20 protein-coding genes are annotated in these 24581 nt (G+C 74.2%); 7 read left to right on the forward strand and 13 right to left on the reverse strand.

The window, feature by feature from the left end; translation table 11 throughout:
- A partial coding sequence (gene dnaX / locus ACVUH9_RS20445) for a DNA polymerase III subunit gamma/tau (RefSeq protein ID WP_475760350.1) occupies positions 1-1901 on the reverse strand: 1901 nt, incomplete at its 3' end.
- A 73-nt stretch (positions 1902-1974) separates the two neighbouring features.
- The gene (locus tag ACVUH9_RS20450; protein ID WP_475760352.1) at positions 1975-2667 is read right to left on the reverse strand and encodes a YceH family protein; all 693 of its coding nucleotides are present in this window, start codon (positions 2665-2667) and stop codon (positions 1975-1977) included.
- Positions 2668-3166: 499 nt separating this feature from the next.
- Between ACVUH9_RS20450 and ACVUH9_RS20455 the strand changes: the two genes are divergently transcribed.
- Both ACVUH9_RS20455 and ACVUH9_RS20460 read left to right on the forward strand, forming a co-directional pair.
- On the forward strand, positions 3167-4897 hold the full coding sequence (locus ACVUH9_RS20455) for a hypothetical protein (RefSeq protein ID WP_475760354.1): 1731 nt from the start codon (positions 3167-3169) through the stop codon (positions 4895-4897).
- Positions 4898-5162: 265 nt separating this feature from the next.
- On the forward strand, positions 5163-5420 hold the full coding sequence (locus ACVUH9_RS20460) for a hypothetical protein (protein WP_475760356.1): 258 nt from the start codon (positions 5163-5165) through the stop codon (positions 5418-5420).
- On the opposite strand, the gene ACVUH9_RS20465 is transcribed toward ACVUH9_RS20460, so the two are convergent.
- Positions 5374-5835, reverse strand: a complete 462-nt coding sequence (locus ACVUH9_RS20465; RefSeq protein WP_475760440.1) for an Lrp/AsnC family transcriptional regulator — start codon at positions 5833-5835, stop codon at positions 5374-5376. The genes ACVUH9_RS20460 and ACVUH9_RS20465 overlap by 47 nt on opposite strands.
- A 239-nt stretch (positions 5836-6074) precedes the next feature.
- Here ACVUH9_RS20465 and ACVUH9_RS20470 point away from each other — a divergent pair, with 239 nt between their 5' ends.
- The 3 genes from ACVUH9_RS20470 to ACVUH9_RS20480 are packed head-to-tail and all read left to right on the forward strand — an operon-like array spanning position 6075 to position 9680.
- On the forward strand, positions 6075-7202 hold the full coding sequence (locus ACVUH9_RS20470; protein WP_475760358.1) for a thiamine pyrophosphate-dependent dehydrogenase E1 component subunit alpha: 1128 nt from the start codon (positions 6075-6077) through the stop codon (positions 7200-7202).
- Positions 7199-8164 (forward strand): alpha-ketoacid dehydrogenase subunit beta, encoded by a 966-nt coding sequence (locus ACVUH9_RS20475; RefSeq protein ID WP_475760360.1) that lies wholly within the window; start codon positions 7199-7201, stop codon positions 8162-8164. Before ACVUH9_RS20470 ends, ACVUH9_RS20475 begins: the two co-directional genes overlap by 4 nt.
- Positions 8145-9680, forward strand: a complete 1536-nt coding sequence (locus ACVUH9_RS20480; protein ID WP_475760362.1) for a dihydrolipoamide acetyltransferase family protein — start codon at positions 8145-8147, stop codon at positions 9678-9680. The genes ACVUH9_RS20475 and ACVUH9_RS20480 overlap by 20 nt, the downstream gene beginning before the upstream one ends.
- A 90-nt stretch (positions 9681-9770) precedes the next feature.
- Here ACVUH9_RS20480 and ACVUH9_RS20485 read toward each other — a convergent pair whose 3' ends face one another.
- Positions 9771-10292 carry a winged helix-turn-helix transcriptional regulator gene (locus tag ACVUH9_RS20485; protein ID WP_475760364.1) on the reverse strand — a complete coding sequence of 174 codons (522 nt, stop codon included), beginning with the start codon at positions 10290-10292 and terminating at the stop codon, positions 9771-9773.
- A 90-nt stretch (positions 10293-10382) separates the two neighbouring features.
- On the opposite strand from ACVUH9_RS20485, the gene ACVUH9_RS20490 reads away from it, so the two are divergent.
- Positions 10383-11834: an MFS transporter gene (locus tag ACVUH9_RS20490; RefSeq protein WP_475760366.1), complete on the forward strand. Its 1452-nt coding sequence runs from the start codon at positions 10383-10385 to the stop codon at positions 11832-11834.
- Here the strand turns inward: ACVUH9_RS20490 and ACVUH9_RS20495 are convergent.
- From ACVUH9_RS20495 to ACVUH9_RS20515, 5 genes are all read right to left on the reverse strand, one after another.
- A complete protein-coding gene (locus ACVUH9_RS20495) occupies positions 11831-12922 on the reverse strand; it encodes an isocitrate/isopropylmalate dehydrogenase family protein (protein WP_475760368.1) in 1092 nt (363 codons plus the stop codon). The genes ACVUH9_RS20490 and ACVUH9_RS20495 overlap by 4 nt on opposite strands.
- Positions 12919-14301 carry an aldehyde dehydrogenase family protein gene (locus ACVUH9_RS20500; protein WP_475760370.1) on the reverse strand — a complete coding sequence of 461 codons (1383 nt, stop codon included), beginning with the start codon at positions 14299-14301 and terminating at the stop codon, positions 12919-12921. Before ACVUH9_RS20500 ends, ACVUH9_RS20495 begins: the two co-directional genes overlap by 4 nt.
- A 76-nt stretch (positions 14302-14377) precedes the next feature.
- The gene (locus ACVUH9_RS20505) at positions 14378-15169 is read right to left on the reverse strand and encodes an SDR family oxidoreductase (RefSeq protein ID WP_475760372.1); all 792 of its coding nucleotides are present in this window, start codon (positions 15167-15169) and stop codon (positions 14378-14380) included.
- 226 nt (positions 15170-15395) lie between these two features.
- A complete protein-coding gene (locus tag ACVUH9_RS20510) occupies positions 15396-16079 on the reverse strand; it encodes a GntR family transcriptional regulator (protein ID WP_475760374.1) in 684 nt (227 codons plus the stop codon).
- The gene (locus tag ACVUH9_RS20515) at positions 16076-17638 is read right to left on the reverse strand and encodes an amidase (protein WP_475760376.1); all 1563 of its coding nucleotides are present in this window, start codon (positions 17636-17638) and stop codon (positions 16076-16078) included. Before ACVUH9_RS20515 ends, ACVUH9_RS20510 begins: the two co-directional genes overlap by 4 nt.
- 25 nt (positions 17639-17663) lie before the next feature.
- On the opposite strand from ACVUH9_RS20515, the gene ACVUH9_RS20520 reads away from it, so the two are divergent.
- The gene (locus ACVUH9_RS20520; RefSeq protein WP_475760377.1) at positions 17664-19100 is read left to right on the forward strand and encodes an aldehyde dehydrogenase family protein; all 1437 of its coding nucleotides are present in this window, start codon (positions 17664-17666) and stop codon (positions 19098-19100) included.
- A gap of 69 nt (positions 19101-19169) precedes the next feature.
- Here ACVUH9_RS20520 and ACVUH9_RS20525 read toward each other — a convergent pair whose 3' ends face one another.
- The 4 genes from ACVUH9_RS20525 to ACVUH9_RS20540 are packed head-to-tail and all read right to left on the reverse strand — an operon-like array spanning position 19170 to position 24544.
- On the reverse strand, positions 19170-20696 hold the full coding sequence (locus ACVUH9_RS20525; protein ID WP_475760379.1) for a GMC family oxidoreductase: 1527 nt from the start codon (positions 20694-20696) through the stop codon (positions 19170-19172).
- A 1-nt stretch (position 20697) separates the two neighbouring features.
- Entirely contained in the window at positions 20698-21915 is a 1218-nt protein-coding gene (locus ACVUH9_RS20530) for a M20 family metallopeptidase (protein WP_475760381.1), read from the reverse strand.
- On the reverse strand, positions 21912-23684 hold the full coding sequence (locus ACVUH9_RS20535; RefSeq protein ID WP_475760383.1) for a dipeptide ABC transporter ATP-binding protein: 1773 nt from the start codon (positions 23682-23684) through the stop codon (positions 21912-21914). The genes ACVUH9_RS20530 and ACVUH9_RS20535 overlap by 4 nt, the downstream gene beginning before the upstream one ends.
- A 29-nt stretch (positions 23685-23713) precedes the next feature.
- A complete protein-coding gene (locus tag ACVUH9_RS20540) occupies positions 23714-24544 on the reverse strand; it encodes an ABC transporter permease (protein WP_475760442.1) in 831 nt (276 codons plus the stop codon).
- Positions 24545-24581: the final 37 nt, after the last annotated feature.

Genomic DNA, 24581 nt, shown 5'->3' on the forward strand with positions numbered 1-24581 from the left:
GCCGGGGCCGGGGCCGCGGCCGGGGCCGGGGCCGGGGCCGGCGGAGCGGGCACCGCCGCCAGCGGGGCGGGCACGGGCGCGACCGGGGTCGTCCGAGCAGGGGCCGACGCAGGGGCCGCGAACGTCCCGGGCTCCGCCGGCGCGGCGGCGTCGCCGTTCGGTGTGAAGGCCGGTGCCTCCGACGCGGGCACGGACGTCCTGCCGTCGGACGCGAGGTCCGGGGCGGGCGACGGCGGCGCGAGGACGGCCGCGGACGGCCCGCCGTACGACGGCGACGTCTCGATGCTCGGCGGACCGGGCATCGGACCGGGGCCGGGGCTCGGCGGACCGGGGATCGGGGCGGGCGGACCCGGCATCGGGTCCGGGCCCGGGCTCGGCGGGCCCGGCGTCGGGCCGGGGCTCGGCGGCCACGGGGCCGGCGACGGCGGCACGGGATCCGGTCCGGGACCGGGGACCGGGCTCGGCGGCTGGGGTTCGGGCGTCGGCGGACCCGGCTGGGGATCCGGCGTCGGGGTCGGCGGAACCGGGTCGGGCGCGGGCGTCGGCGCGGGGAATCCGGCCGTCGGCGACGCGGGCGCCGGCGACGCCGGAGCGGGAGCACTCGTCGTCGCCGTGGGCGCGGCCGGTGCCGGGACCGATGCCGTCGCCGGAGGCGTCTGGGCCGGAGCAGCGGCCTGCGTCGGAGCAGCGGCCGGTGCCGGGACGACCGCTGCCGGAGCCTGCACCCCACCCTGTTCGAGCCGGGCGATCCGGGCGGCAAGCGCCTTCGCCTGCGGGTCGATCTGGGGCAGCGCGGCCCGGACCAGCAGCAGCTCGAGCTGGGTCCGTGGATCGGCGCCGTCGCGGACGGCCGAGAGCGCCGCGGCGACCAGGTCGAGGACCCGGATCACCGTCGCGCCGGGAAGCTGCTGGGCCTGCTCGACCGTTCGCACGTCGCGATCGGGACTGATCCGCAGCTCGTCGGGCAGGCCACCGGTCATCCGCACCAGCAGCAGCGCGCGGGCATGGCTCTCGATGTCGCGGGTGACCTGGACGAGGTCGCGGCCTTGGGCCGACAGCTCGGCGGCGACCGTGATCGCGGCGGCCGCGTCGCCGGCGGCGATCGCGTCGAGGGCCCGGAACAGCAGCTCGGCGTCGGCCACGCCGAGCACCGAGAGCACGTCGTCGGTGGTGATGTTCTCGCCGGCGTAGGTGACGAGCTGCTCGAGGGTCCCGAGCGCGTCGCGGAACGAGCCGGTCGCGTGGCGAGCGACGAGCGCGATCGCCTCCGGACCGACGCTGATCTGCTCCTGGTCGGCGACCCGGCCGAGGACCCGCGCCAGCTGCTCGGGGGTCGGACGGTGGAAGTCGAAGCGGTGGCAGCGGTCGACGACGGTCGGCAGGACCTTGTTCGCCTCGGTCGTCGCCAGCACGAAGATCGTCCGCGGCGGCGGCTCCTCGAGCGTCTTCAGGAAGGCGTTCCAGGCCGCCGACGAGAGCATGTGCGCCTCGTCGAGGATGTAGACCTTGTGGCGACCGCCGACGGGGGCGAAGGCGACCGAGTCGCGCAGGTCGCGGATGTCGTCGACCGAGTTGTTGGACGCGGCGTCCATCTCGACGACGTCGATCGAGGTCGCCTCGGCGATCGACCGGCACGGCTCGCAGCGACCGCAGGGAGCGACCGTCGGACCCGGCCGGCGCTCGGCCGGCGGCAGGCTCGGGTCACCCTGGCAGTTCAGGCAGGCGGCGAGGATCTTGGCCATCGACGTCTTGCCCGTACCGCGCGAACCGACGAACAGGTAGGCGTGGTGGACCTTGTCCTGCTCGATCGCGTTGCGGAGCGTGCGGACGACGTGCTCCTGCCCGACGACGTCGTCGAACGAGCGGGGTCGATGGCGGCGATAGAGAGACGGCGCGGACACCGGAGTCGAGTCTACGCGGGCGGCCGGCCGCGGCGGTGGTTCCTCTCCCGTGCCCCGGGGTGCTATCGGGCGCCTAGGCGCCCAGCTCTTCGCGGAGACCCGCCAGCTCGGCCCGCAGCGCGGCGATCTCCGCCTCCAGCCGCTCGACCCGGTCGTCCGCCTCGAGCCGCGCGACCCGGTCGGCGAGACCGTCGTCGGGCAGCGGGGCCGACGACGACGCACCGGCCACGTCGTGCCCGACCGCGGCTCCCACCGGCGGCCCGGCCACCGCCGTCCCGGACTCGAGCTCGTCGCCGCCCATGATCTGCTGGACCCGCCCCTCCTTCTGGCCCGGCCGCCGCTCCAGGCGGACGACCAAGCGGCGGGTCACGAGCCGGTCGATCGTGGTCTCCAGCTCGTCGGTGCTGGCGAACGGGTGCAACCGCTCGGTCCGCTGCCGCAGCTCCCCTGGCGTCTGCGGACCGCGCAGCATCAGGACGGCGAGCACGGCCTGCTCGTCGGGACGGATCTGCAGCGTGTCGCCGAGCAGGTGGCGGTACTTGGCCGCGCGGGTGCCGCCGGCGGCGCGCGTCCAGCGGCGACGGGCCAGCTCCTCCAGCGCCCCGCGGATCGTGGTGTCGTCGAAGTCGACGATCGGATCGCGGTTCGTCGACTGGTTGCAGCCCGCGCGCAACGCGTTGAGGGTCAGCGGGTACGTGTCGGGCGTCGTGCGCTGCTTCTCGAGCAGCACGCCGAGGACCCGAATCTGAGCGGCATCCGGCTTCACGCCCGCCAGCCTAGCGCGAGAAGACGATTCATCTTGCCGGTCGTCTCCCTTCCGGCCCGCCGCCCCCGATGACGCGCCCCGGATCGCCGCCGCCGACCGCGATCGCAGACCTCTCGGGCCGCCCGAAGGGCACCGACCGGGACACCAGTCGCACACTCGTCGGATCGTCCGAAGGGCCTCCAATCGGAACGGCAATCGCACACTCGTCGGATCGTCCGAAGGGCCTCCATTCGGAACGGCAATCGCACACTCGTCGGATCGTCCGAAGGGCCTCCAATCGGAACCGCAGTCGCACACTCTTCGGGTCGTCCGAAGAGTGTCCGACGGGTCTCCGCGAGCGGCGCGTCGACCGGCCCTCACCGGCCCGTGTCCCCGTCGACGCGACTCCCGTCGTCCCGCCCCGGCCGCGGCTCGGGTGCGCCGCCGCGGGGGCGCCGCCGACCGGATCGCCCGCGTTGGCCGACGGCGACGCGTGTCGCTCCGGTAGCGTCGCCCGGCGATGACGAGCGACCGCGGGCGCACCAGCGTGGGACGGATCGCGGCGCATCTCGCGGCCGCCTGCGGGATCGGCGTCCTGATCTGGTTGCTCTTCGGGGGCACCGCGTTCGTCAACTACGACAGCGCCTGGTCGCTGAACTGGATGCGGGACCTGCTCGCGGGCGGCCATCGCCCCGACCTGCAGCGGCTGTACTCGCCGACGCCGCATCCGCTCAGCGACCTGCTGTCCGGCCTCCTCGTCCCACTGAGCGATGCCGCCGGTGCCCACGGCGCCGTCGGGACCGGCGCCGAGACGGCGTTGGTCGTGCTCGCGCTGTTCTGGCTCGGCGCGCTCGGGGTCGTCACCTTCCGGCTCGGCGAGGCGTGGTTCGGTGTCGGGGCCGGGATCGTCGCCGCGGTGCTCGTCCTGACCCGCGAGCCGGTGCTCTCCTACGGCCTCCGGACCTACCTCGACCTTCCCTACGCCGTCTTCCTGCTGCTGGCACTGCTGTCCGAGACGCGGCGTGCCCGCAACGGCGCGCGCACGCTCGTGTGGCTCACGCTCGCCGGGCTGCTGCGGCCCGAGGCCTGGCTGCTGGCCGGGGCCTACGTGATCTACCTGGCGGTGGTCGACGTCCGCCGGCCCGCCCCCGCCCACGGGGCCCACGACGGGAGCCACGACGGGGGCTCGAGCAACGGTCGCGCGTTCGAGTCCGACCTGGCGCCGACGCCGCGCGAGCGGGTCGCCGTCTGGTGGGGCCGGCTCGACCGACGGCGCTTCGCGGGCCTGGTCGCGATCGCCGCGATCGCCCCGCTCGGCTGGCTCGTCGAGGGCCTGGTCCTGAGCGGGGACGCGCTCCAGGCGCTGACCGGCACCCAGCAGAACGCCGCCGACCTCGACCGCGTCACCGGACTCGGCTCGGCGATCACCGTGATGCCGCGACGGCTGGGCGAGATCGTGCGCGAGCCGGTGCTGCTGGCCGCGCTCGGCGGCGGCATCCTCTCGCTGCTGCTGCTGCGCCGCCGGGTCGTGCTCGGGGCGGCGGCCGGCGTCGCCGCCGCGCTCGGCTTCCTGGTCCTGGCCGCGACCGGCCTGCCGCTGCTGACCCGCTACCTCGTCTTCCCCGGCACGCTGCTGATCCTGTTCGCGGCCGGCGGCTTGCTCGGCTGGCGGCGGCTGGCGGCCGACGACCGCTGGCGGCGTCCGTGGCAGGCGTTCGCCGCGGTCTGCGTGCTGGCGTTCGTCGTCTTCCTGCCCGGTCAGGTCCACCGGCTCGACCGACTCCAGAGCGCGCTCGCGCTCCAGCAGCGGGTGATCGGCGACCTGCGCGTCGTGACCGGCGAGGCCGTGCGGCCGGCGTTGCGGGCGATGGAGTGCTCGCAGGCCGGCCCCTCGGTCTTCGTCGAGGAAGACGAGAACCTCCAGGCCGCCGTGCGGGAGGTCCATCCCGACGTCGCCCTCCCCAACCACCGCGCCGTGCCCCAGGTCCTGCTCTGGCTCGGGCACGACGGTGGACCGGACGGTGCCCTCCCCGAGGTCGCGGCGCTGAGCCCCGGCAGCGTGCCGGGCGTGACCCTGCTGCCGACCTCGACCGAGGTCGCGCGCGGCTTCATCCTCGACAAGGCCGACAAGGGCAAGGGCCTGCCGGCCCCGCCGCGTGGGAGCGTGCCGGCCGGGGCGCACGGCAGCTGGGCGGCGTTCGGCGACGACGCCCGCTGCGCCGCCGCGCTGCGGTCGCGGCTCGACCGCTGACCGCGGCCGCGAACCAGGTGCGCACCGATCGCCCGCGGCGGGCTCGCTCCGCTAGGCTGGCTCGCGATGGCGCTCCTCCGGACGACGCACCCGTCCGCCGCCCGCATCCGCGGGTGGTTCGGTGCTGCCGTCATCCGGTCGATTACCACCTGAGCCTGCGCGCGACCCGTCCCGCGCAGGCCCGTCGTCCCCGTGCGGACGACTGGTGGCGCGTGCAGGTGCGGCACGTCACGGGTCGATCGGTGCGGGGAATCCAAGGACCCCGATGCTGCACCATCTCGAGCTCACGCTCTCCCCCACCGACCCGACCGTGCTCGAGCGGATCCTCACGCTCTGCCGCTCCCGTCGGTGCGCCGTCACCGCTCTCCGCTTCGTCAGCGACGACGACCTCCAGCGGGCCTGGTTGACCGTCGACGCCGCGCCCCAGCGGGCGAGGCTGCTGACCGCCCGGATCGACAGCCTGATCGGCGTGCTGGCTACGGCGTCGGCCGCGTCGGCCGATCCGGTCGCGACCACACGCTGAGCACCATCAGGGTCTTGGTGCCCGTCACCTGCCCACTGCGCCGGAGCTGATCGACGGCGCGGCGCAGGTGCGCCATGTCCCGCACCCGCATGTGCACCAGCGCATCCGGATCGCCGGCGGTGGTGAAGATCTGGAGGACCTCGGGGAGGTTGCGGGCGGCATCCTCGATCTCCTCCATCCGCGAATTGCCCATCACGCGGATCTCGGTGAACGCCTCCAGCGTCCAACCGAGCTTCTCGTAGTCGATCAGGACCGTGTAGCCGGTGATCACCCCGAGCCGCTCCAGCCGATCGACCCGGCGTTTGGTCGCCGCCGAGGAGAGGCCGACCTCGGCCCCGAGCTGCGCCAGGGTCCGCCGCGAGTTGCGCAGGAGCAGGCCGAGGAGATCGTGGTCGGTCGAGTCCAGTTCGGGCAGCACGGTCACACCGGGAACCTAGCGAAGGAGCCCGAAGCGACGCAACGGATCACCGCGTTCTCGTGAAACCGCTGCGATCCGTTGCGCGTGTACTGCATTTCCCCGGCCTTCCCGTTGCGTGCGGCCCGTCACAGCGCTTGACTCACGGTACAGCCCCGGATCTTCAGTGCGGCAGGCCCGGATCCCGACCCGGATTCGCGGTCCCGCTCGCCGCTCCTCCCCCCACGAAGGACTTCGAGATGGCCACCGCAACCACCGCCCCCACCACCGCACGTCGCCCCCGGACCCGCGGCACCCGTGCCGCGAGCAGCACCGAGCCGGCCGACCTTCCCGAGCTTGCGTCGCCGGCGATGCCGGCCCTGACCACCGCCGACCGGACGGCGCTCTACCGGTTCCTCGTCCAGATGCGGGCGATCGAAGAGCGGGGCGTGACCCTCTACAAGCAGGGCAAGGTCCCCGGCTCGTTCTACGACGGCCGCGGCCAGGAGGCGATCAGCGTCGGCGCCGCGTTCGCGCTCGGCCCCGACGACGTGATCTGCTCGCCGCTGATCCGCGACCTCGGCGCGCACCTCGTCCGCGGGACCGACGTGACCGAGATCCTCCGCCACTACATGGGCCGCGAGAACGGCCTCAGCCGCGGGCGCGAGGGCAACGTCCACTTCGGCGACCGCTCGCGCGGGATCGTCGGGATGGTCTCGATGCTGCCCGACATGATGGTCGTCTCCGTCGGCCTGGCGATGGCCTTCCGGATGCGCCGCGAGCAGCGCGTCGCCCTCAGCTTCTTCGGCGACGGCGCGACCTCGCGCGGGGACTGGCACGAGGCGATGAACTGGGCCGGCCTCCGCCGCGAGCCGGTCGTCTTCGTCTGCGAGGCCAACGGGCTCGCCTACTCGACCCCGTCGGACCACCAGTTCGTGGTCCCGCCGGCCGAGCGCGCCGCCGCCTACGGCGTCGCCTCGACCGTCGTCGACGGCAACGACGTCGAGGCCGTCCACGCCGCGGTCCACGCCGCCCGCCAGCGGGCGCTGGCCGGCGACGGCGCGACCCTGATCGAGGCCCGCACGATGCGGATGCACGGGCACGGCGCCCACGACGACATGCGCTACGTCGACCCCGAGCTGGTCGCCAAGTGGGCCAAGCGCGATCCGCTCGACCGCTACGAGGCGATCGTCAGCGAGCAGGGCGTCGACACGACGGCCGTCCGCGACGCCGTCGCCGCCGAGCTGGAGCAGGCCGTGGCCGCCGCGCTGGCCAGCCCGCTGCCCGCCCTCGAGACCGCCACCTCCGACGTCTTCTGCACCGGCGAGCCGGCCGCGCTCGGCGCCGGCGACGCCCCCTGGAGCGCCTTCCACGAGGTGACCGCATGACCACGATGACCTACCTCCAGGCGATCTCCGACGGGCTGCGCGAGGAGATGCGCAACGACGAGCGGGTCTTCGTGCTCGGCGAGGACGTCGGCGCCTTCGGCGGCGCGTTCAAGGTCACGGCCGGCTTCATCGAGGAGTTCGGCGCCGACCGCGTGCAGGACACCCCGATCGCCGAGTCGGCGATCATCGGCAGCTCGGTCGGGGCGGCCCTCGCCGGGCTGCGACCGGTCGCGGAGATGCAGTTCTCCGACTTCGTCGCCTGCGGCTTCGACCAGCTGGTCAACGTCGCCGGCAAGATGCACTACCGGACCGGCCTCGCCGTGCCGCTGGTGCTGCGGCTGCCGACCGGCGGCGGCTTCGCGGGCGGGCCGTTCCACTCGCAGAACCCAGAGGCGTGGTTCATGCACGCCCCGGGCCTGAAGGTCGTCGCCCCGAGCACCCCGGCCGACGCCAAGGGGATGCTGACCACCGCCCTGCGCGACCCGAACCCGGTCTGCTTCCTCGAGCACAAGAACCTCTACCGGCGGATCAAGGGCGAGGTCCCCGAGGGCACGCACCTCGAGCCGTTCACGGCGCGGGTCGCCCGTGAGGGCGCCGAGCTGACGATCGTCGCCTACGGGCAGATGGTCCACGCCGCGCTGGCCGCCGCCGACCGGTTCGAGGACGGCCAGGTCGAGGTGCTCGACCTCCGTTCGCTGGTGCCCCTGGACGAGGACGCGATCCTCGCCAGCGTCCGCAAGACGAGCAAGGTCCTGATCATCGACGAGGCCAACGAGACCTGCGCCGCCGGCGCCCAGGTCGCCGCGCTGGTCGCCGACCAGGCCTTCTCCGACCTCGACGGGCCGGTCCGCCGGCTCGCCACTCCCGACGTGCCGATCCCCTTCAGCCCGACGTTGGAGCAGTCCGTCCTGCCCAACCCCGACCGGATCGCGGAGGCCGCTCGTGAGCTCCTCGCCTACTGACCTGGCGCCGGCGGGCGCCGGCACGACCGGCACGCTGGTCGACATCCTGATGCCGGCGATGGGCACCTCCGTCGTCGAGGGCACGATCGTCGACTGGCGGGTCGAGGTCGGCGGCACGATCGCCGCCGACGAGACGATCTGCGAGATCTCGACCGACAAGGTCGACAGCGAGTGCCCGGCACCCGCGAGCGGCGTGCTCGCCGAGATCCTGGTGCCGACCGGCGAGACCGTCGAGGTCGGGACCGTCCTCGGGCGGATCGCGACCGGGGACGGCGGATCGGCCACGGCCGGTGGGGCGCCTGCCGCCGGGGACGACGCCGTCGGCTCCGGCAGCGAGGCCGGCGCGAGCGACGGTGGCGCGGCGGCCGGCAGCGGTGCCGCCGGCACGACCACCGCAGCCGCCACGGCCGGCGACGGGCACGCCGCCCCGGCCCCGCCGAGCGACACCGGCAACGGCAACGGCAACGGAGCCGGTCCGTCGGCCAGCCGCCGCGAGATCCTGCGGTCCTCGTCGCCGGTTGCCGTCCGGATCGCCGAGGAGCACGGGCTCGACGTGACCCGCCTCAGCGGCAGCGGCCGCAACGGCCGCGTGACCAAGCGCGACGTGCTGCGAGCGGTCGAGGTCGGCGAGCAGGAGGCGGCGCGCGCCGGCGACGACGCGCCGATGCACATCGAGTCGCCCTACCGACACGACCCGGACCTGCTCGTCGCGGGCGCACCTGCCGCCGCAGCCGCCGGCCCCGCCCCGGCCGCCTCCCCCGGCCGGCCGGCCGCCGGGCCGACGCCCTCGGCCGGATCGCCGACGGCCGCGCCCGCCGCCCCGCCGACCGTCCCCGACGAGCTCGGCGGCGTCGCGACGCCGCTGACCCGGATGCGGACGAGCATCGGCACGGCGATGCGGCGGTCCCTGGACACCGCGGCGCACGCGACGACGATCGTCGAGTGCGACATGAGCCGGATCGAGCGGCGGCGCCGCGAGCTGGGCGTGACGGCCCTGCCGCTGCTCGCCCGCCACGCGATCGACACGCTCAAGCAGTTCCCCGCGCTGAACGCGACCTTCGACGGCGAGACCCTGCTCCGCTACGAGCGGGTCCACCTGGGGATCGCGGTCTCGCTCGGCGAGGACGGCCTGATCGTGCCGGTGATCCACGACGCGCAGGACCTGAGCCCGGAGGGCATCGCCCGCCGGATCAAGGACGTCGCCGTCCGCGCCCGCCAGAAGCAGCTGGCGCCCGACGAGGTCCGTGGCGGCACCTTCACGATCACCAACCCCGGCGCCTCGGGCGCGCTGATCGCGACCCCCGTGATCAACGTCCCGCAGGTGGCGATCCTCGACCTCGAGGCGATCGTCCGCCGCCCGGTCGTGGTCACCGACGCCGACGGCCAGGAGAGCATCGCGATCCGGCCGATGGTCAACCTCTGCATGAGCTGGGACCACCGCGTGCTCGACGGGGTCTACGCGGCGCAGTTCCTGACCGCGCTGCGGCAGCGGATCGAGGGCGGCTCCGGGGACTGAACGTCCGGGAGGCCACCGTCCGGTGGCCGTCGTCGGGCCGTACGGGCCCGGGCGCGGCGGGAGGCCGTGACCGGGCTCGCCGGCCGGCCTCTACTCGGCCGCCGGCCCGTTGGCCGCCGCCCGCTCGCGCTGGCGCCGCACCAGCAGATCGTCCTCGCGGGCCCCGGGACCGGGGAGCGCCGTGACGTCGTGGGCGTCGAGCGGCTCCCCGCAGTGGTCGCAGACGACGACCGGATGGGTGATCTCGCCGCAGCGCTCGTGGCGCAGCAGGATCGGGGGGCCGTCGGGCAGGCCGGTGTGCTTGTTCCCCCACTCCATCAGCGCCGCCACCAGCGGGTAGAGCTCGAGCCCGGCCGGGGTCAGCCGGTACTGGAAGCGCGTCCGGTTGGCGGTCTCCTCGTACGCTCGGCGGGCGAGGATCCCGTCGGCCTCCAGCCCCCGCAGGCGGTCGGTGAGGACGTTGCGGGCGATGCCGGTCATCCGCTGGTAGTCCTCGAAGGTCCGCGCCTCGAAGTAGGCGGCGCGCAGGATCGTGAAGACCCAGCGGTTGCCGAGGATCGCGCCGGCTCGGGAGATCGCGCAGTTGCTGGTGGCGAGCTCGTCGTGGCGCACGCACCAAGTCTAGCGCCGCATCAGTTGCGAATCGCAACCTAGAGGGGTACCGTGCGTTGCGATTCGCAACCCAACCTCACGGAGGGCGACATGAGTCGCCGCACCCTTGCGCTGTTCGCGATCTGCGGCGGCGCGTTCCTCGCGTTCCTCGACGCGACGATCGTCAACGTCTCCTTCCCCGACATCCGGCGCTCGTTCGACGGCGCGACCAACGCCCAGCTGAGCTGGATCCTCGACGGCTACTTCATCGTCTTCGCCGCCTTCCTGATCCCCGCCGGCGGGATCGCCGACCGGCTCGGCCGCCGCCGGATGTTCCTGCTCGGGACCGCCGCCTTCGTCCTCACCAGCGCGCTCTGCGCGATCGCCCCGACCTGGCAGACGCTGGTCGCGGCCCGGATCGCCCAGGGGCTCGCCGCCGCGGTCGTCGCGCCGGTCTCGCTGGCCCTGCTGCTGCCGCTGTTCCCGGTCGAGCGGCGGGCGGCCGGGATCGGCCTCTGGGGCGCCGCCGCCGCGCTGGCCGCCGCCTGCGGACCGCCGCTCGGCGGCGTCCTGATCGAGATCGCCGACTGGCGCTGGATCTTCCTCGTCAACCTCCCGCTCGGCGCGCTGGTGCTCGTCGCCGCCGCCCGCGGCCTCGACGAGAGCCGCGACGAGCACGCGACCGGCCTCCCCGATCTGCTCGCCTCGCTGCTCGCCGCCGCCGGGCTCGGCCTGCTGGCGCTGGCGATCATCGAGGGCGACGGCTGGGGCTGGGCCGCGCCGCGCACGCTCGCCGCGTTCGTGCTCGCCGCGCTGCTGCTCGCGCTCGTCGCCCGCCGCTGCGTCACCCACCCGCGGCCGTTGGTCGACCCGGCGCTGCTGCGGATCCCGTCGTTCCGCTGGGCGAACCTCGGGACGTTGCTGTTCGCGATGGCGTTCTTCTCGACGATCCTCGGCAACATCCTCTTCCTGACCGGGGTCTGGCGCTACTCGGTGCTCGACGCCGGCCTCGCGACCGTGCCCGGGCCGCTGCTGAGCGCGCTCGTCGCCGGCCCGGCCGGCAAGCTCGCCGACCGCTTCGGCCACCGTGCGGTGATCGTCCCGGGGACGATCGTCTACGCCCTCGGCCTGCTGATCCTGCGGGAGGCCGGGCTGACGCCCGACTACGTCGGCACCTGGCTCCCCGGGCAGGTGCTGACCGGGATCGGGATCGGCCTCGCGTTCCCGGCGCTCGGCGCCGCCGCGGCGGCGGACATCCCCGCCAGCCGGTTCGGGGTCGCGAGCGCGGTGACCAGCGCCTTCCGCCAGTTCGGGGCCGTGCTCGGGACGGCGATCCTGGTCGCGATCATCGGCGAGCCCCAGACGCTGGCGGCGGCCGACGTCGCCGCCGGCCACGCCTACGTCTTCGGGATCGTCGGCACGTTGCTGGCCGGCGCGACGGCGCTGGCGCTGCGCCGGCCGGCCGCGAACGCGGTCGTGGCGCCGGACGGCCCCCTGGCCGCAGCGGCCGGCCGCGAGCAGCGGGGCCCGATCCTCGTCGCCGAGGATCGGGGCGCCGACTAGGCCGGAACCGCGTCGGCCAGCGCGTCGGCGACCGCGGCGGCGGCCTCGACGGTCGTCGCCGTCCCGCCCAGGTCGCGGGTGCGGAGGCCGTCGCCGATCGCGTCGGCGACCGCCTGCTCGAGCGCCGCCGCCCCATTCGGGCAGCCGTTCTCGCGCAGCAGCATCGCGCCGGAGAGGACCGCCGCCAGCGGGTTCGCGATCCCCTGGCCGGCGATGTCGGGCGCCGAGCCGTGGACCGGCTCGAAGAACCCGGGCACGTCCTTGCCCGGGGCGACGTTGGCGCTCGGCGCCATCCCGAGGCCGCCGGCGAACGGCGCCCCGAGGTCGGAGAGGATGTCGCCGAAGAGGTTGCTGCAGAGCACCACCCCCATCGACTCGGGCCGCGCGACCATCCGCGTGGCCAGGGCGTCGACGTACATCTTCTCCAGCGGCACGTCGGCGAACTCGCTCTCGCCGAGGCCGAAGACGACCTCGTCCCAGAGCCCGTAGCCGTGGCGGGCGACGTTGCTCTTGGTCGCCAGGGTCAGCGTCTGGCCGCGCTCGGCGGCCAGCCGGAACCCGTAGCGCGCGATCCGCTCGATCGCCCGTCGCGAGTGGACGGAGACCTCGGTGGCGACCTCCTCCGGGGTTCCCTGGTGGACGCGACCGCCGATCCCCGAGTACTCGCCCTCGGTGTTCTCGCGGACGACCAGGAAGTCGACCTCGACGTCGTCGTCCGCCGGGGTCCGCAGGCCCTTCCAGCTGACCACCGGTCGCAGGTTGGCGTAGAGCTCGAGGCCCTTGCGCAGCGGCAGCACCAGCGACCAGACGGAGACGTCCGGGTCGACCTCGGGATGGCCGACCGCCCCGAACAGGATCGCGTCGTGGCGCCGGACGATCTCGAGCGCGTCCTCGGGCATCGCCGCGCCGGTCCGGAGCAGCCGGTCGCCGCCCCAGTCCAGCGCGGTCGCCTCGACGCTGGCGCCGTCGCGGCCGGCCGCCTCCACGATCACCGGCAGCGCGGCGTCGATCACCTCGGGGCCGATCCCGTCACCGCGCACGGCGGCGATCCGGATCGTCCGGGAGGCGCCCTGCTCGGCGCTGCTCACAGGGCCACGCACACGTTCTTGACCTGGGTGTAGGCGTACATCGCGTCCATTCCCTTCCCGCGGCCGTAGCCCGAGCGCTTCATCCCGCCGAAGGGGATCTCCACGCCGCCGGCGACGCCGTAGCTGTTGACGAAGACCTGACCGACCTGGATCGCGCCCGCGACGCGGTGGGCGCGCGAGAGGTCGCGGGTCCAGACGCCCGCGACCAGCCCGTAGGGCGAGTCGTTGGCCAGCTCGATCGCCTGCTCGTCGCTGGTGAACGGGGTCGCCGCGAGGACCGGCCCGAAGACCTCCTCGCGGAACAGCTCCATCGCCGGCGTGACGCCGGTGACGAGCGTCGCCTGGAGGTACCAGCCGTCCTCGAAGCCGGCGGGACGGGCGCCGCCGCGGGCGACCGTCGCGCCCTCGCCGCGGGCGGTCTCGAGCATCCCCAGCGCGCGGTCGAGCTGGCGCTCGGCGACGACCGGACCGAGGTCGGGATCGTCGCTGCCGGGGCCGATCCGGAGCGCCTCGAGCGCGTCGCCGACCCGCCCGACGACCTCGTCGTGGACGTCGGCGTGGACGAGCAGGCGGCTGCCGGCCGAGCAGCTCTGACCGGCGTTCTGGATCAGCGCCTTGACCACCGCGGGGACGACCCGGTCGAGGTCGGCGTCGGCGAAGACCACGTTCGGCGACTTGCCGCCCAGCTCCAGCTCGACCGGGACCAGCCGGTCGGCGCAGGCGTGGGCGACGGTCGAGCCGACCGCGGCCGAGCCGACGAAGGTCACGTGGGCGACGTCGGGGTGGGCGACCAGCGCGGCGCCGACCGCGCCGTGGCCGGTCGCGATCCCGACCATGCCCTCGGGGATGCCGGCCTCGACGGCCAGCTCAGCCCAGCGGATCGGCGTCTGCGAGGCCAGCTCCGACGGCTTGACGACGACGGCGTTGCCGCCGGCCAGGGCCGGGGCGGCGACCCGCGTGATCATCTGGAGCGGGTAGTTCCAGGGGATGATCTGCGCGCAGACGCCCCACGGCTCGCGCACGGTGTAGTCGATCACGTCGGGGCCGAGCGGGATCGAGCGACCCTCGAGCTTGTCGCAGGCACCGGCGTAGAACTCGAGGTAGCGGACGGTCACGGCGACGTCGCCGCGGGCCTGCGCGATCGGCTTGCCGGTGTCCCGGCACTCGAGCGCGGCCAGCTGCTCGCCGTCGCGCTCGACCAGCCGCGCCAGGCGCAGCAGCGCGGCGGCGCGGTTGACGGGGAACCGCCACTCGTGCGAGCTGCGCTGCGCGTCGCGGGCGGCGCGGACGACCGCGTCGACCTGCTCGGTGGTCATCTCGACGACCTCGGCGAACGGCTCGCGGGTCGCCGGGTCGATGGCGGGGAAGGTGGTGCTCATGAGGTCTGGTCCCCCGGCTGATCGGCGGTGGCGGTGGTGATGGCGTGGGCGCCGCGGGTGATCGTCCGTCGGCGGCTCACAGGTCCCGTCCCCCGTCCACGTTGAGCGCGATGCCGGTCACGAAGCGGGCGTCGTCGGAGGCGAGGTAGGCGACGGCCGCCGCCACGTCCTCGGCGTCGATCGCGCTGCCGAGCGGGATCGTCGCCGCCATCCGCTCCATCAGCACGTCCTCGTCGGCGAGCTTGAACTCCTGCAGCATCGGCGTCTTGACCGCGACCGGGTTGATCGCGTTGACGCGGATCTTGTCGGCGGCCAGCTCGAGCGCGAGCGCACGGGTCAGCCCGAGCACGCCCATCTTGGCGGCGGCGTAGGCGGAGAGGCCGGGCCGCGGGTGGACGGCCGAGGTCGAGGCGGTGACGACGATCGAGCCGCCGCCACGCTCGCGCATCGCCGGGGCGACCGCCTGGGCGCCGAGGAAGAACGCGGTCAGGTTGACGGCGATCAGCGCGTCCCACTCGCCGCGGGCGATCTCGGCCAGCGGCTTGGCGGCCTGGGCCATGCCGGCGTTGTTGTGGAAGACATCGACGCCGCCGAAGGCGGTCACGGTCTGCTCGACCAGCCGGGCGAGGTCGTCGCTCTCGGTCACGTCGGCCTGCACGGCCAGGGCATGCTCGCCGATCGTCGCGGCCGTCTCGCGGGCGGAGGCCGCGTCGCGGTCGGAGGCGACGACCCGCGCGCCCTCGCTGGCGAGCCGGTAGGCGGTCGCGCGGCCGATGCCGGAGCCGGCACCGGTGACGATCGCGACCCGACCCTCGAGCCGGCGGCAGGCGTCACGGGGGAACGGGGTGGTTTCAGTTTCGGTCGCCATCAGGTCCTTCGTCGTTCGAGGTGCGTGGTCGCCGCAGCCGTGCCGCCGGTTCGGGCCGGAGCCGGGTCGCCCGTGCTCGCGGAGCCGTCCGGCGGCTGTGTCGGTCCCACGCGTCCGACCGGATCCGTCTAGTTGGATCCTGGATACAAACTGTGGACGAGTATCACTCTTCGTCGCGCCCTCGTCAACCCCCGACCGGCGGAATGCGCCGAGCGTCGCGACAGTCCTAGCTCGCCGACGTCGCCGCCGACAGCCGTTCGATCGTCGTCCGGATGTGGCTGCGGGCCAGCCGCTCCGCCTCGACCGGGTCGTGGGCGGCGATCGCCTCGACGATCGCCTCGTGGTCGGCCACGGCGGCCTTGCCGCGCTCCTCGGGGACCAGCAGGGCCGGGGTGAAGACCTGGGAGGTCATGCGCACCAGCGGCAGCTCCGCCTGCACGAAGCGGTTGCCCGACAGCTCCATCACCATCATGTGGAACTCGACGTTGGCCAGCGTGTAAGCGCTCGCGTCCCACGGCTCGACCGTCGCCTGCTGGAGCACGATCTGTGCCCGCAGCCGGGCGATCCCGTCGGCGTCGGCGCGCTCCGCGGCGAGCCGGGCGGCGACGCCGTCGACCGCCTCCCGCAGGTTGAAGCCCTCGAGCAGCAGCCCCGGATCGACCTCGATCACGCGCACCCCGCGGCCCCGGTCGGTCTGCAGCAGGCCGTCGCGCTCGAGCACCCGCAGCGCCTCGCGCAGCGGCGTCCGGCTGATCTCCAGCTCCTCCGCGAGCTGCTCCTGCAGCAGCTTGGTGCCCGGCGGGTAGGCGCCGGCGTAGATCCGCTCGCGGAGGACCTGGGCGACCTCGTCGACCAGGCGGATCCGTCCGCGCCACCGCGGGCCCGACTCGGTGCCGGCCGGCGGGGTCACGCCGTGCCCCCGACCGGCGTCGCGGACGGGAGCGTGTGGCCCGCCTGCTCGAGCGCGTGAGCCGCCCGCAGCAGCGTGCCGTCGTCGTGCTTGCGCCCGACGAGCATCATCCCGACCGGCAGGCCGTCGAGCGGCCCGACCGGCACGCTCAGGGCCGGGTGGCCGGTGTGGTTGAAGGCGCAGGTGTTGGAGATCAGCGCCGGGTCGAGCGCCAGCTCGATCGCCGCCAGCGACTCCGGGTCGGGGGCGGGCAGCTCCGGCGCGGTGATCGCGGTCGTCGGCAGCACCAGCACGTCGTAGTCGGCGAGCGTCCGGTCGTAGGCCCGGCGCATCTCGACCGCGAGGTTCTGGGCCTTGGCGTAGTAGGCGCCGCCGTACTCGTCCCAGAGGTAGCCGCCGATCACCATCGCGTACTTGACGCTGGCGAACAGCTGGTCGGCCTGGCTCCGGCGGGCGCGCCCCATGCTCTCCGCCAGCGACGCGTCCATGAAGCCCTTGCCGGGCATGCCGACGCCGTTGCCGCCGACCATCGCCTCGGAGCCGCCCTGGAGCAGGATCGAGGTGTGGATGTCCATCGAGTAGCGGTGCTCGGGGACGGAGATCTCCTCGACCGTCGCGCCGAGCTCGGCGAACCGGAGGGCGGCGGCCCGGACGATCTCGTCGACGGCGGGATCGCCGATCCCCGGCTGTCCGAAGCCCTCGCGGACCAGCCCGACGCGGAGGCCGGCGAGGTCGGTGCCGGTCAGCCCCTCGCGGGTCCGCGGGGGCTCGACCTCCGTCCGCTGCCGCGGGTCGAGGCCGTCGTCGAAGCCGCCGATCGCGTCGAGCAGCAGCGCGACGTCCTCCGCCGTCCGACCGATCGGGCCGAGGTAGTCGATGCTGACGTCGATCGGGATGCACCCGGTGTAGGGGATCAGGCCGTAGGTCGGCTTCAGCCCGTAGACGCCGCAGAGCGAGGCGGGGATCCGGATCGATCCGCCCTGGTCGGCACCGATCCCGATGTCGACCGCCCCGCTGGCGACCAGCGCCGCCACGCCGCTGGAGGAGCCGCCGGCCGAGCGCCGGGGGTCGTGCGGGTTGCGGACCTGGCCACTGACGGCCGAGACGCTCGCCCCGGACAGGCACATGTCCTCGGTCGCGGCGATCCCGACGAGCTCGCCACCGGCGTCGAGCACGCGGGTGACGACGGTCGCGTCGAAGTCCGCGACGTGCCCTTGCAGCAGCGCCGATCCGGCGGTCATCGGCATCCCGGAGACGGGCACGATGTCCTTCAGCACGATCCGCTTGCCGTGCAGCGGGCCACTGGCGGCGCCGGGGATCGAGAACCGCCAGGCCCAGGCGTTGTAGGGGTCCTCGGCCGGCGTCGCCGCGCGGCCCGCGGTCCGCGGGTACGTGACGGGCAGGCGGGTGGTCGGGGCCGCGGCGTCGATCCGCTCGCAGGCGCGCAGCGCCCCGGCGCCGAGATCGCGGAGGAACTCGAGCTCCTCGTCGGCGAGCGTGAGGCCGTGACGATCGGCCACGCGGCGCAGGCGATCAACGGTCGGCCGGTAGAGCGTCATGGGTGGGTTGTATCCTGGACCCAGGATGCACGTCAAGCGCGAGTTCCCCCACGCCGACCGCACAGAGCTCTACATCGGCGGGCGGTGGACGCCATCCGCGGGCGGCGCGTCGCTCGACGTCGTCGACCCCGCGCGCGAGCAGACCGTCGCCACGATCCCCGACGGGACCGCCGCCGACGTCGAGCGCGCCGTCCGGGCCGCTGTCGAGGCCCGCGAGCCGTGGGCCGCCGTCCCGGTGGAGGAGCGTGCGCAGCTGCTCGAGCGGATCGGGGCCGGCCTGACCGAGCGGGCCGAGGAGATCGCCCAGACGATCACCGGCGAGATGGGCTCGCCGATCACGCTCAGCCGCACGCTCCAGGCCGTCCTGCCCGCCGGGACCTTCGCCCGTGCCGCCCAGACCCTGCGCGAGCACGAGCCCGAGCACGTCCTCGACCGGGCGCTGCTCGTCCACGAGCCGATCGGCGTGGTCGCCGCGATCACGCCCTGGAACTTCCCGCTCCACCAGGTCGCGCTGAAGGTCGCCTACGCGCTCGCCGCCGGCTGCCCGGTCGTGCTCAAGCCGTCGGAGGTCGCCCCGCTCGACGCGTTCGTGCTGGCCGAGGTCGCCCACGCCGTCGGCCTGCCGGCCGGCGTCCTCAACCTGGTGACCGGCACCGGTCCGACGGTCGGCGAGGCGCTGGCCGGCCACGGCGACGTCGACATGGTCAGCCTGACCGGCTCGACCCGCGCCGGTCGCGCCGTCCTCGGGGCCGCCGCCGGCACGATCAAGCGGGTCGCGCTCGAGCTCGGCGGCAAGTCGGCCAACCTGATCCTCGACGACGCCGACCTGCCCGCCGCGGTCCGTCACGGTGTCGCCAGCGCGTTCCTCAACACCGGCCAGCGCTGCGACGGCCTGACCCGCCTGCTCGTCCCGCGCACCCGCCTGGCCGAGGCCGAGGAGGTCGCCGCCGCCGCGGTCGCGACCTACGTCGTCGGCGATCCGCAGGACCCCGAGACCACCCTCGGTCCGCTCGCCAACGGCCGTCAGCGCGACCAGGTCGTCCGGATCGTCGACCAGGCCGTCCGCGACGGTGCCCGCCCGATCGTGCTCGACGAGCGCCCGCGCGAGGGCCCCGGCTTCTACGTCTCCCCCGCGGCGTTCTCGGTCGAGGATCAGCGCACGGCGATCGCCCGCGAGGAGATCTTCGGCCCGGTCGTCGTCCTGATCCCCCACGACGGCGACGACCATGCCGTCCGGATCGCCAACGACACCGAGTACGGACTCAACAACGGGGTCTGGTCGAGCGACCCGGAGCGGGCCGAGCGGGTCGCCCGCCGCCTCCGCTCCGGCCAGGTCGAGATCAACGGCGCCGCGCCGAACCCGCTCGCCCCGTTCGGCGGCTACAAGCAGTCCGGCCTCGGTCGCGAGGCGGGCAGCTACGGGCTCGCCGAGTTCTTCGAGGTCAAGGCGATCCAACGCTGAGCGGGCGGGCCGGGGAGGGACGGGCGTGGCCTCCCGCCGCGCCCGTCCCTCCCCGAGCCGCTCCCCGACTCAGTCCGCCAGCAGGAAGTCCGCGGCCCGCTCGCCGACCATCACGCACGGCGCGTGGGTGTTGGCCGACGGGACCGCGGGCATGATCGAGGCGTCGGCGACCCGCAGGCCCTCGACCCCCCGCACCCGCAGCCGCGGGTCGACGACGGCCAGGTCGTCGACGCCCATCCGGCAGCTGCCGGTCTGGTGGTGGTACGTGCCGACCGCGGAGCGGACGTACGCCCGCAGCTGCTCGTCGTCGTCGGCGACCGCCGGGCCCGGCGCGTGCTCCGCCGCCCGCCAGCCGTCGAGGTCCGGCTGGGCGCCGATCTCGCGCGTCATCCGGACCGCCTCGACCAGCACCTCGAGGTCCGCCGGATCCGACAGCACGCGCGGATCGATCGCGGGATGGTCGCGGGCGTCGGTCGTCCGCAGCCACAGCCGTCCCCGGCTGCGCGGGGTGATCAGGCCGGCCATGCAGCTGTAGCCGTCGGCCGGCGTCTCGTAGCCGTCGACGACGAACGGGAACAGGATCATCAGCGGCTGGATGTCCGGGCGGTCGAGCCCTGGGTCGCTCTTGGCGAAGTAGTGCACCTCCGCGCCCTGCGACGTGAACGACCCCAGCGGACGCGTCGACCGCCAGACGACCGGCACCAGCAGGTGGTCGTGGAGGTTCTCCCCCACGCCCGGGAGGTCGGCGACGACGTCGATCCCGAGCGCCCGCAGATCGTCGGCCGGACCGATCCCCGACAGCAGCAGCAGCTGCGGCGAGCCGATCGCGCCGCCGCTCAGGACGACGTCGCCCGAGGCGCGCGCGACCTGCTGCTCGTCGCTGCCCTCACGGGTGTACGCGACCCCGACGCAGCGGGTGCCCTCGAAGACCAGCCGCTGGACGCAGGCGCCCGTCAGGACGGTCAGGCGAGGATCGTCGAGGATCGGACCGACGTAGCCGTTCCAGCTGCTGACCCGCTCACCGTCCCGCGCGAAGTGCTCGGTGTAGGCGACGCCGAGCACCTGCTCGCCGTTGGTGTCCTCGTTCCGCGGCAACCCGGTGCGGACCGCCGCCTCGAGGAACGCGGTCGAGACCGGGTGCGGATCGTCGTTGCGGCTGATCGTCATCGGCCCGCCGGCCCCGTGCTGCGCGGACGGACCGGACGGGTGGTCCTCGGCCCGGAGGTAGGCGGCGAGCACGTCGTCCCAGCCCCAGCCCTCGCAGCCGTCGGCCGCCCAGGCGTCGTAGTCGGCCGGCACGCCGCGGGCGTAGATCATCGAGTTCAGCGAGCCGCTGCCGCCCGCCACGCGACCGCGTGGCCACGGCAGCCGGCGCCCGTCGGCGTGCTCCTGCGGCTCGGTCCGGTAGCCGTAGTCGACCGCGGTCTCCCACAGCCGGGCGTGGCCGCCGACGGCGCGGACGTCGGGGTGGTCGTCGAGCCCACCGGTCTCGAGCAGCAGCACCCGGCGCCCGGCGTCGACCAGCCGCCGGGCGACGACGGAGCCGGAGACCCCGGCGCCGACGACGATGTGGTCGAAGCTCGCGTCCTCGGTCATCTCAGTTGCCCTGCGACTCGAGGAACCGTCGCGCCGCCGCGGCGTAGACGCGGGCGTAGCGCCCGAGGTCGGCGACGTCGACGTACTCGTCGACCTGGTGGGCGATCCACTTGTCGCCGGGGCCGTAGACGACGTTCGGGATCCCGGCGTCGCGCCAGAGCACGGTGCCGTCGGTCGCGCCGGGCACCCCGCCGTAGACGGGGGTGACCCCGCAGACCTCGTGGTGGCCGGCCACGACGGCCGCGACGACGGGGTGCGCAGGATCGATCTCGACCGACGGCCGGTTGTCGATCACGTCGACCGCGACCGCGACGCCGAGCGGCGCCCCGGCCTCGCGGGCCAGCTCGCCGATCCGGCCGATCAGCGCGTCGTGGTCGACGCCCGGGATCGCCCGCACGTCGAGGTAGACCTCGGTCGTGGCGGGGATCACGTTGACCTGCTCGACGGTGCCGCCGCCGACGACCGTCGGGGTCAGGGTCACCGGGCCGAGGTGCTCGTGGGGCGGGTGCGACTCGAGCAGCTCCCGCTGGTACTCGGGCAGAGCGGCGATCAGGCCGGCGGCGGCGGTGATCGGGTTGCGGCCCTTCTGCGGCATCGCGCCGTGGGCCATCTTGCCCTGGAACTCGAGCCGGATCCGGATCGAGCCGCGCGCGGCGACGCAGACCTCGTCGCCCTCGGGCTCGCAGACGATGCAGGCGTCGACCGTCGCGGCCAGCTCGGTCTGCGCGAAGTGCTTGGCGCCGAGCATCATGCCCTCCTCGTCGCAGAGCACGATCAGCACGACCCGGCCGGGGAACGGCCCGGCGAGCTGGAGCCCACGGACGCCGTAGATCATCGACGCGACGCCGGCCTTCATATCGGCGGTCCCGCGACCGTAGAGGCGGCCGTCGCGGATCTCGCCACCGTACGGATCGACGCTCCACTCACCGCGGTCGCCCTCGGTGACGACATCGGTGTGACCCTCGAAGCCGAGCGTCGGCCCGGGGCCGCCCCCGCCCTCGATCACGGCGATCACGTTCGGGCGGCCGGGCACGACCTCGACGATCTGCGGCTCCCAGCCGAACGCGCGCATCTGGTCCGCGACCAGCGCGGCGGCGACGGACTCGTCGCTCCCGGTCTCCGGCTCGTGGACGCTGCGGATCCGGACCAGCTCCTGGGTGAAGGCGGTCAGGGCCTCGTCGTCGATCACGGTGCTCTCGGTGGACGTCGTCTCGGTCATTGATCCAGCACTTCCTCTTCGGCCCCTGCTCGGGCGCCGGCCTGCGCCGTCAGCACCCGCTCCAATGTCGGCGCGGCGGCCAGCAGCCGCTGCGTGTACTCCTCCTGCGGGTGGTCGTAGACCGTGTCGGTCGGACCGGTCTCCACGACGCTCCCGTTGCGCATGACGGCGACCGTGTCGCAGACGTGCCGGATCACCGACAGGTCGTGCGAGACGAAGATCAGCGTCAGGCCGTACTGCTCGACCAGGTCGGTGATCAGGTCGAGGATCTGGGCCCGGACGGACACGTCCAGCGCGCTGACCGCCTCGTCGGCGACCAGCACGCTCGGCCGGACCGACAGCGCCCGCGCGATCGAGATCCGCTGCCGCTGACCGCCGGAGAACTGGTGGGGGAAGCGCGCCGCCGCGTCCTTGGGCAGCCGCACCGCCTCCAGCAGCTCCTCGACGCGGGCGCGCCGCTCCGCCTCCGGGACGCCCTGGGCGACCAGCGGCTCGGCGACGATGTCGCGCACCCGCATCCGCGGGTTCAGCGAGCCCATCGGGTCCTGGAAGACGACCTGCAGCTCCCGCCGCAGGAACCGCAGGTGGCGCTCCTTGCGGCCGGCGATCTCGGTCCCCCCGAAGGTGATCGAGCCCTCCGTCGGGTGGTCGAGCCCGGAGATCAGGCGGATCAGCGTCGACTTGCCGGAGCCGGACTCGCCGACGATCCCGAACCGCTGGCCGGCGTGGATGTCGAGGTCGATCCCGCCGAGCGCCTTGATCGCGGTCGAGGCCTGGCGCAGCGAGGTCCGCGAGCGGTGGTACTCGCGGGTGACGCCGCGGACGCGGATCAGCGGACCGTCCTCGTCCGCCGTCGCCTCGGAAGCGACGGCCTGCTCGCCCGCAGCCGCCCGCTCGGCGTCCGCGGCGACCCGCACGCTGCTGGTGCCGGCGCCCTGCAACCGCGCGGTCCGGCCGCTCGCCTCCAGGTCGGAGGCGGCCAGCAGGCCCTGCGTGTACTCGTGGTCGGGATTGGTGAAGACCTTGTCGACCGGTCCCGACTCGACGATCTCGCCGTTGTGGAGGACCAGCACCCGCTCGCAGATGCTGGCGACGACGGCGAGGTCGTGCGTGATGAAGAGCAGGGCCGACTGGCGGGCGGCGACGCCCTCCCGGATCAGCTGGAGCATCTGCTCCTGGACGGTCACGTCGAGCGCGGTCGTCGGCTCGTCGCAGATCAGCACCGAAGGGTCGTTGGCCAGGGCCATCGCCAGCATCACGCGCTGGCGCTGACCGCCGCTGAGCTGGTGCGGATAGGCGCGGGCGGCCGCGCCGGGGTTCGGCAGACGCACCCGGTCGAGCATCTCGACGGCGCCGTCGGCCGCGGCCCGCTTGCTCGGCTGGGTCCCGTGCAGCAGCATCGTCTCGGCGACCTGGTGGCCGACCCGCATCAGCGGGTTCAGGGCCGTCATCGGCTCCTGGAAGACCATGCTCATCCGCTGGCCGCGGAGGCCGGCCATCCGCTTCTCGCTGGCGTCCAGCAGGTTGCCGTCGACGCCGCCGAGCCGGATCGAGCCGGTCGCCTCGAGGCCGTCCGGCAGCAGTCCCATCGCCGAGAGCACGGTCAGCGACTTGCCGGAGCCGGACTCGCCGATGATCCCCAGGCGCTCGCCGGAGCCGAGCGTGAAGCCGACGTCGTGCAGCAGCGTCTGGCGCGGCGTCGCGACCCGCAGGCCGCGGACCTCGAGCACCGCCGAGGCCGAGGAGGCCGCGTCAGCAGCCTGTCCCATGGGACCGGGGGTCGGGCGATCGGAAGCGTTCATCGGCGGCTGTCCAGTCGAGGATCGAAGCGGTCGCGGAGGCCGTCGCCGAGCATGTTGAAGCCGAGCACGGCGACCGCGATCGCCAGGCCGGGCCAGACCGACAGCAGCGGGGTGCTGCTGAGGGTCTCCTGCGACTCCTGCAGCATCCGGCCCCACGAGGGGTTCGGCGGCTTGGTCCCGAACCCGAGGAACGACAGCGCCGCCTCGGCCAGGACCGCGATGCCGAACGCGACCGAGGACTGCACGATCAGCAGCGGGGCGATGTTCGGCAGCACGTGGTGGCGGGCGATCGCCAACCGGCTGCGGCCGGCCGAGCGCGCGGCCAGCACGTACTCGCTGCTCATCACCTGCATCGTTCCCGAGCGCGCGATCCGGGCGAACGCCGGCACGGTCGCCAGGCCGATCGCGAGCATCGCGGTCAGGGTGCTGGCGCCGAAGACGGCGCCGAACATGATCGCCAGCAGCAGCGCCGGGAAGGCGAGCCAGAGGTCGTTGGCGCGCATGATCAGGTCGTCGGCCCAGCGCGACGACATCCCGGCCAGGATCCCGAGCGGGGTGCCGACCAGGGCGGCGACCCCGACCGCGACGACGCCGACGAAGAGCGTGGTCCGCGCGCCCCACATCAGCTGGCTGAAGACGTCGCGACCGAACTTGTCGGTCCCGAGCACGTGCGAGCCCGTGGGGCCGAGCAGGCGCGCGTTGGCGTCGATGTCGGTCGGGTCGTAGGGGGTCCAGACGAACGAGATCAGCGCGATCAGGACGATGAACCCGACGAGCACCATGCCCACGATCAGGCTCGGCGTCAGCGGCCGCTTCGTCTCGGTCATCCCGGGGATCTCGGCCCCATGCGGGCCCGCGAGCGGG

It is taken from the genome of Patulibacter ginsengiterrae (assembly GCF_056269115.1).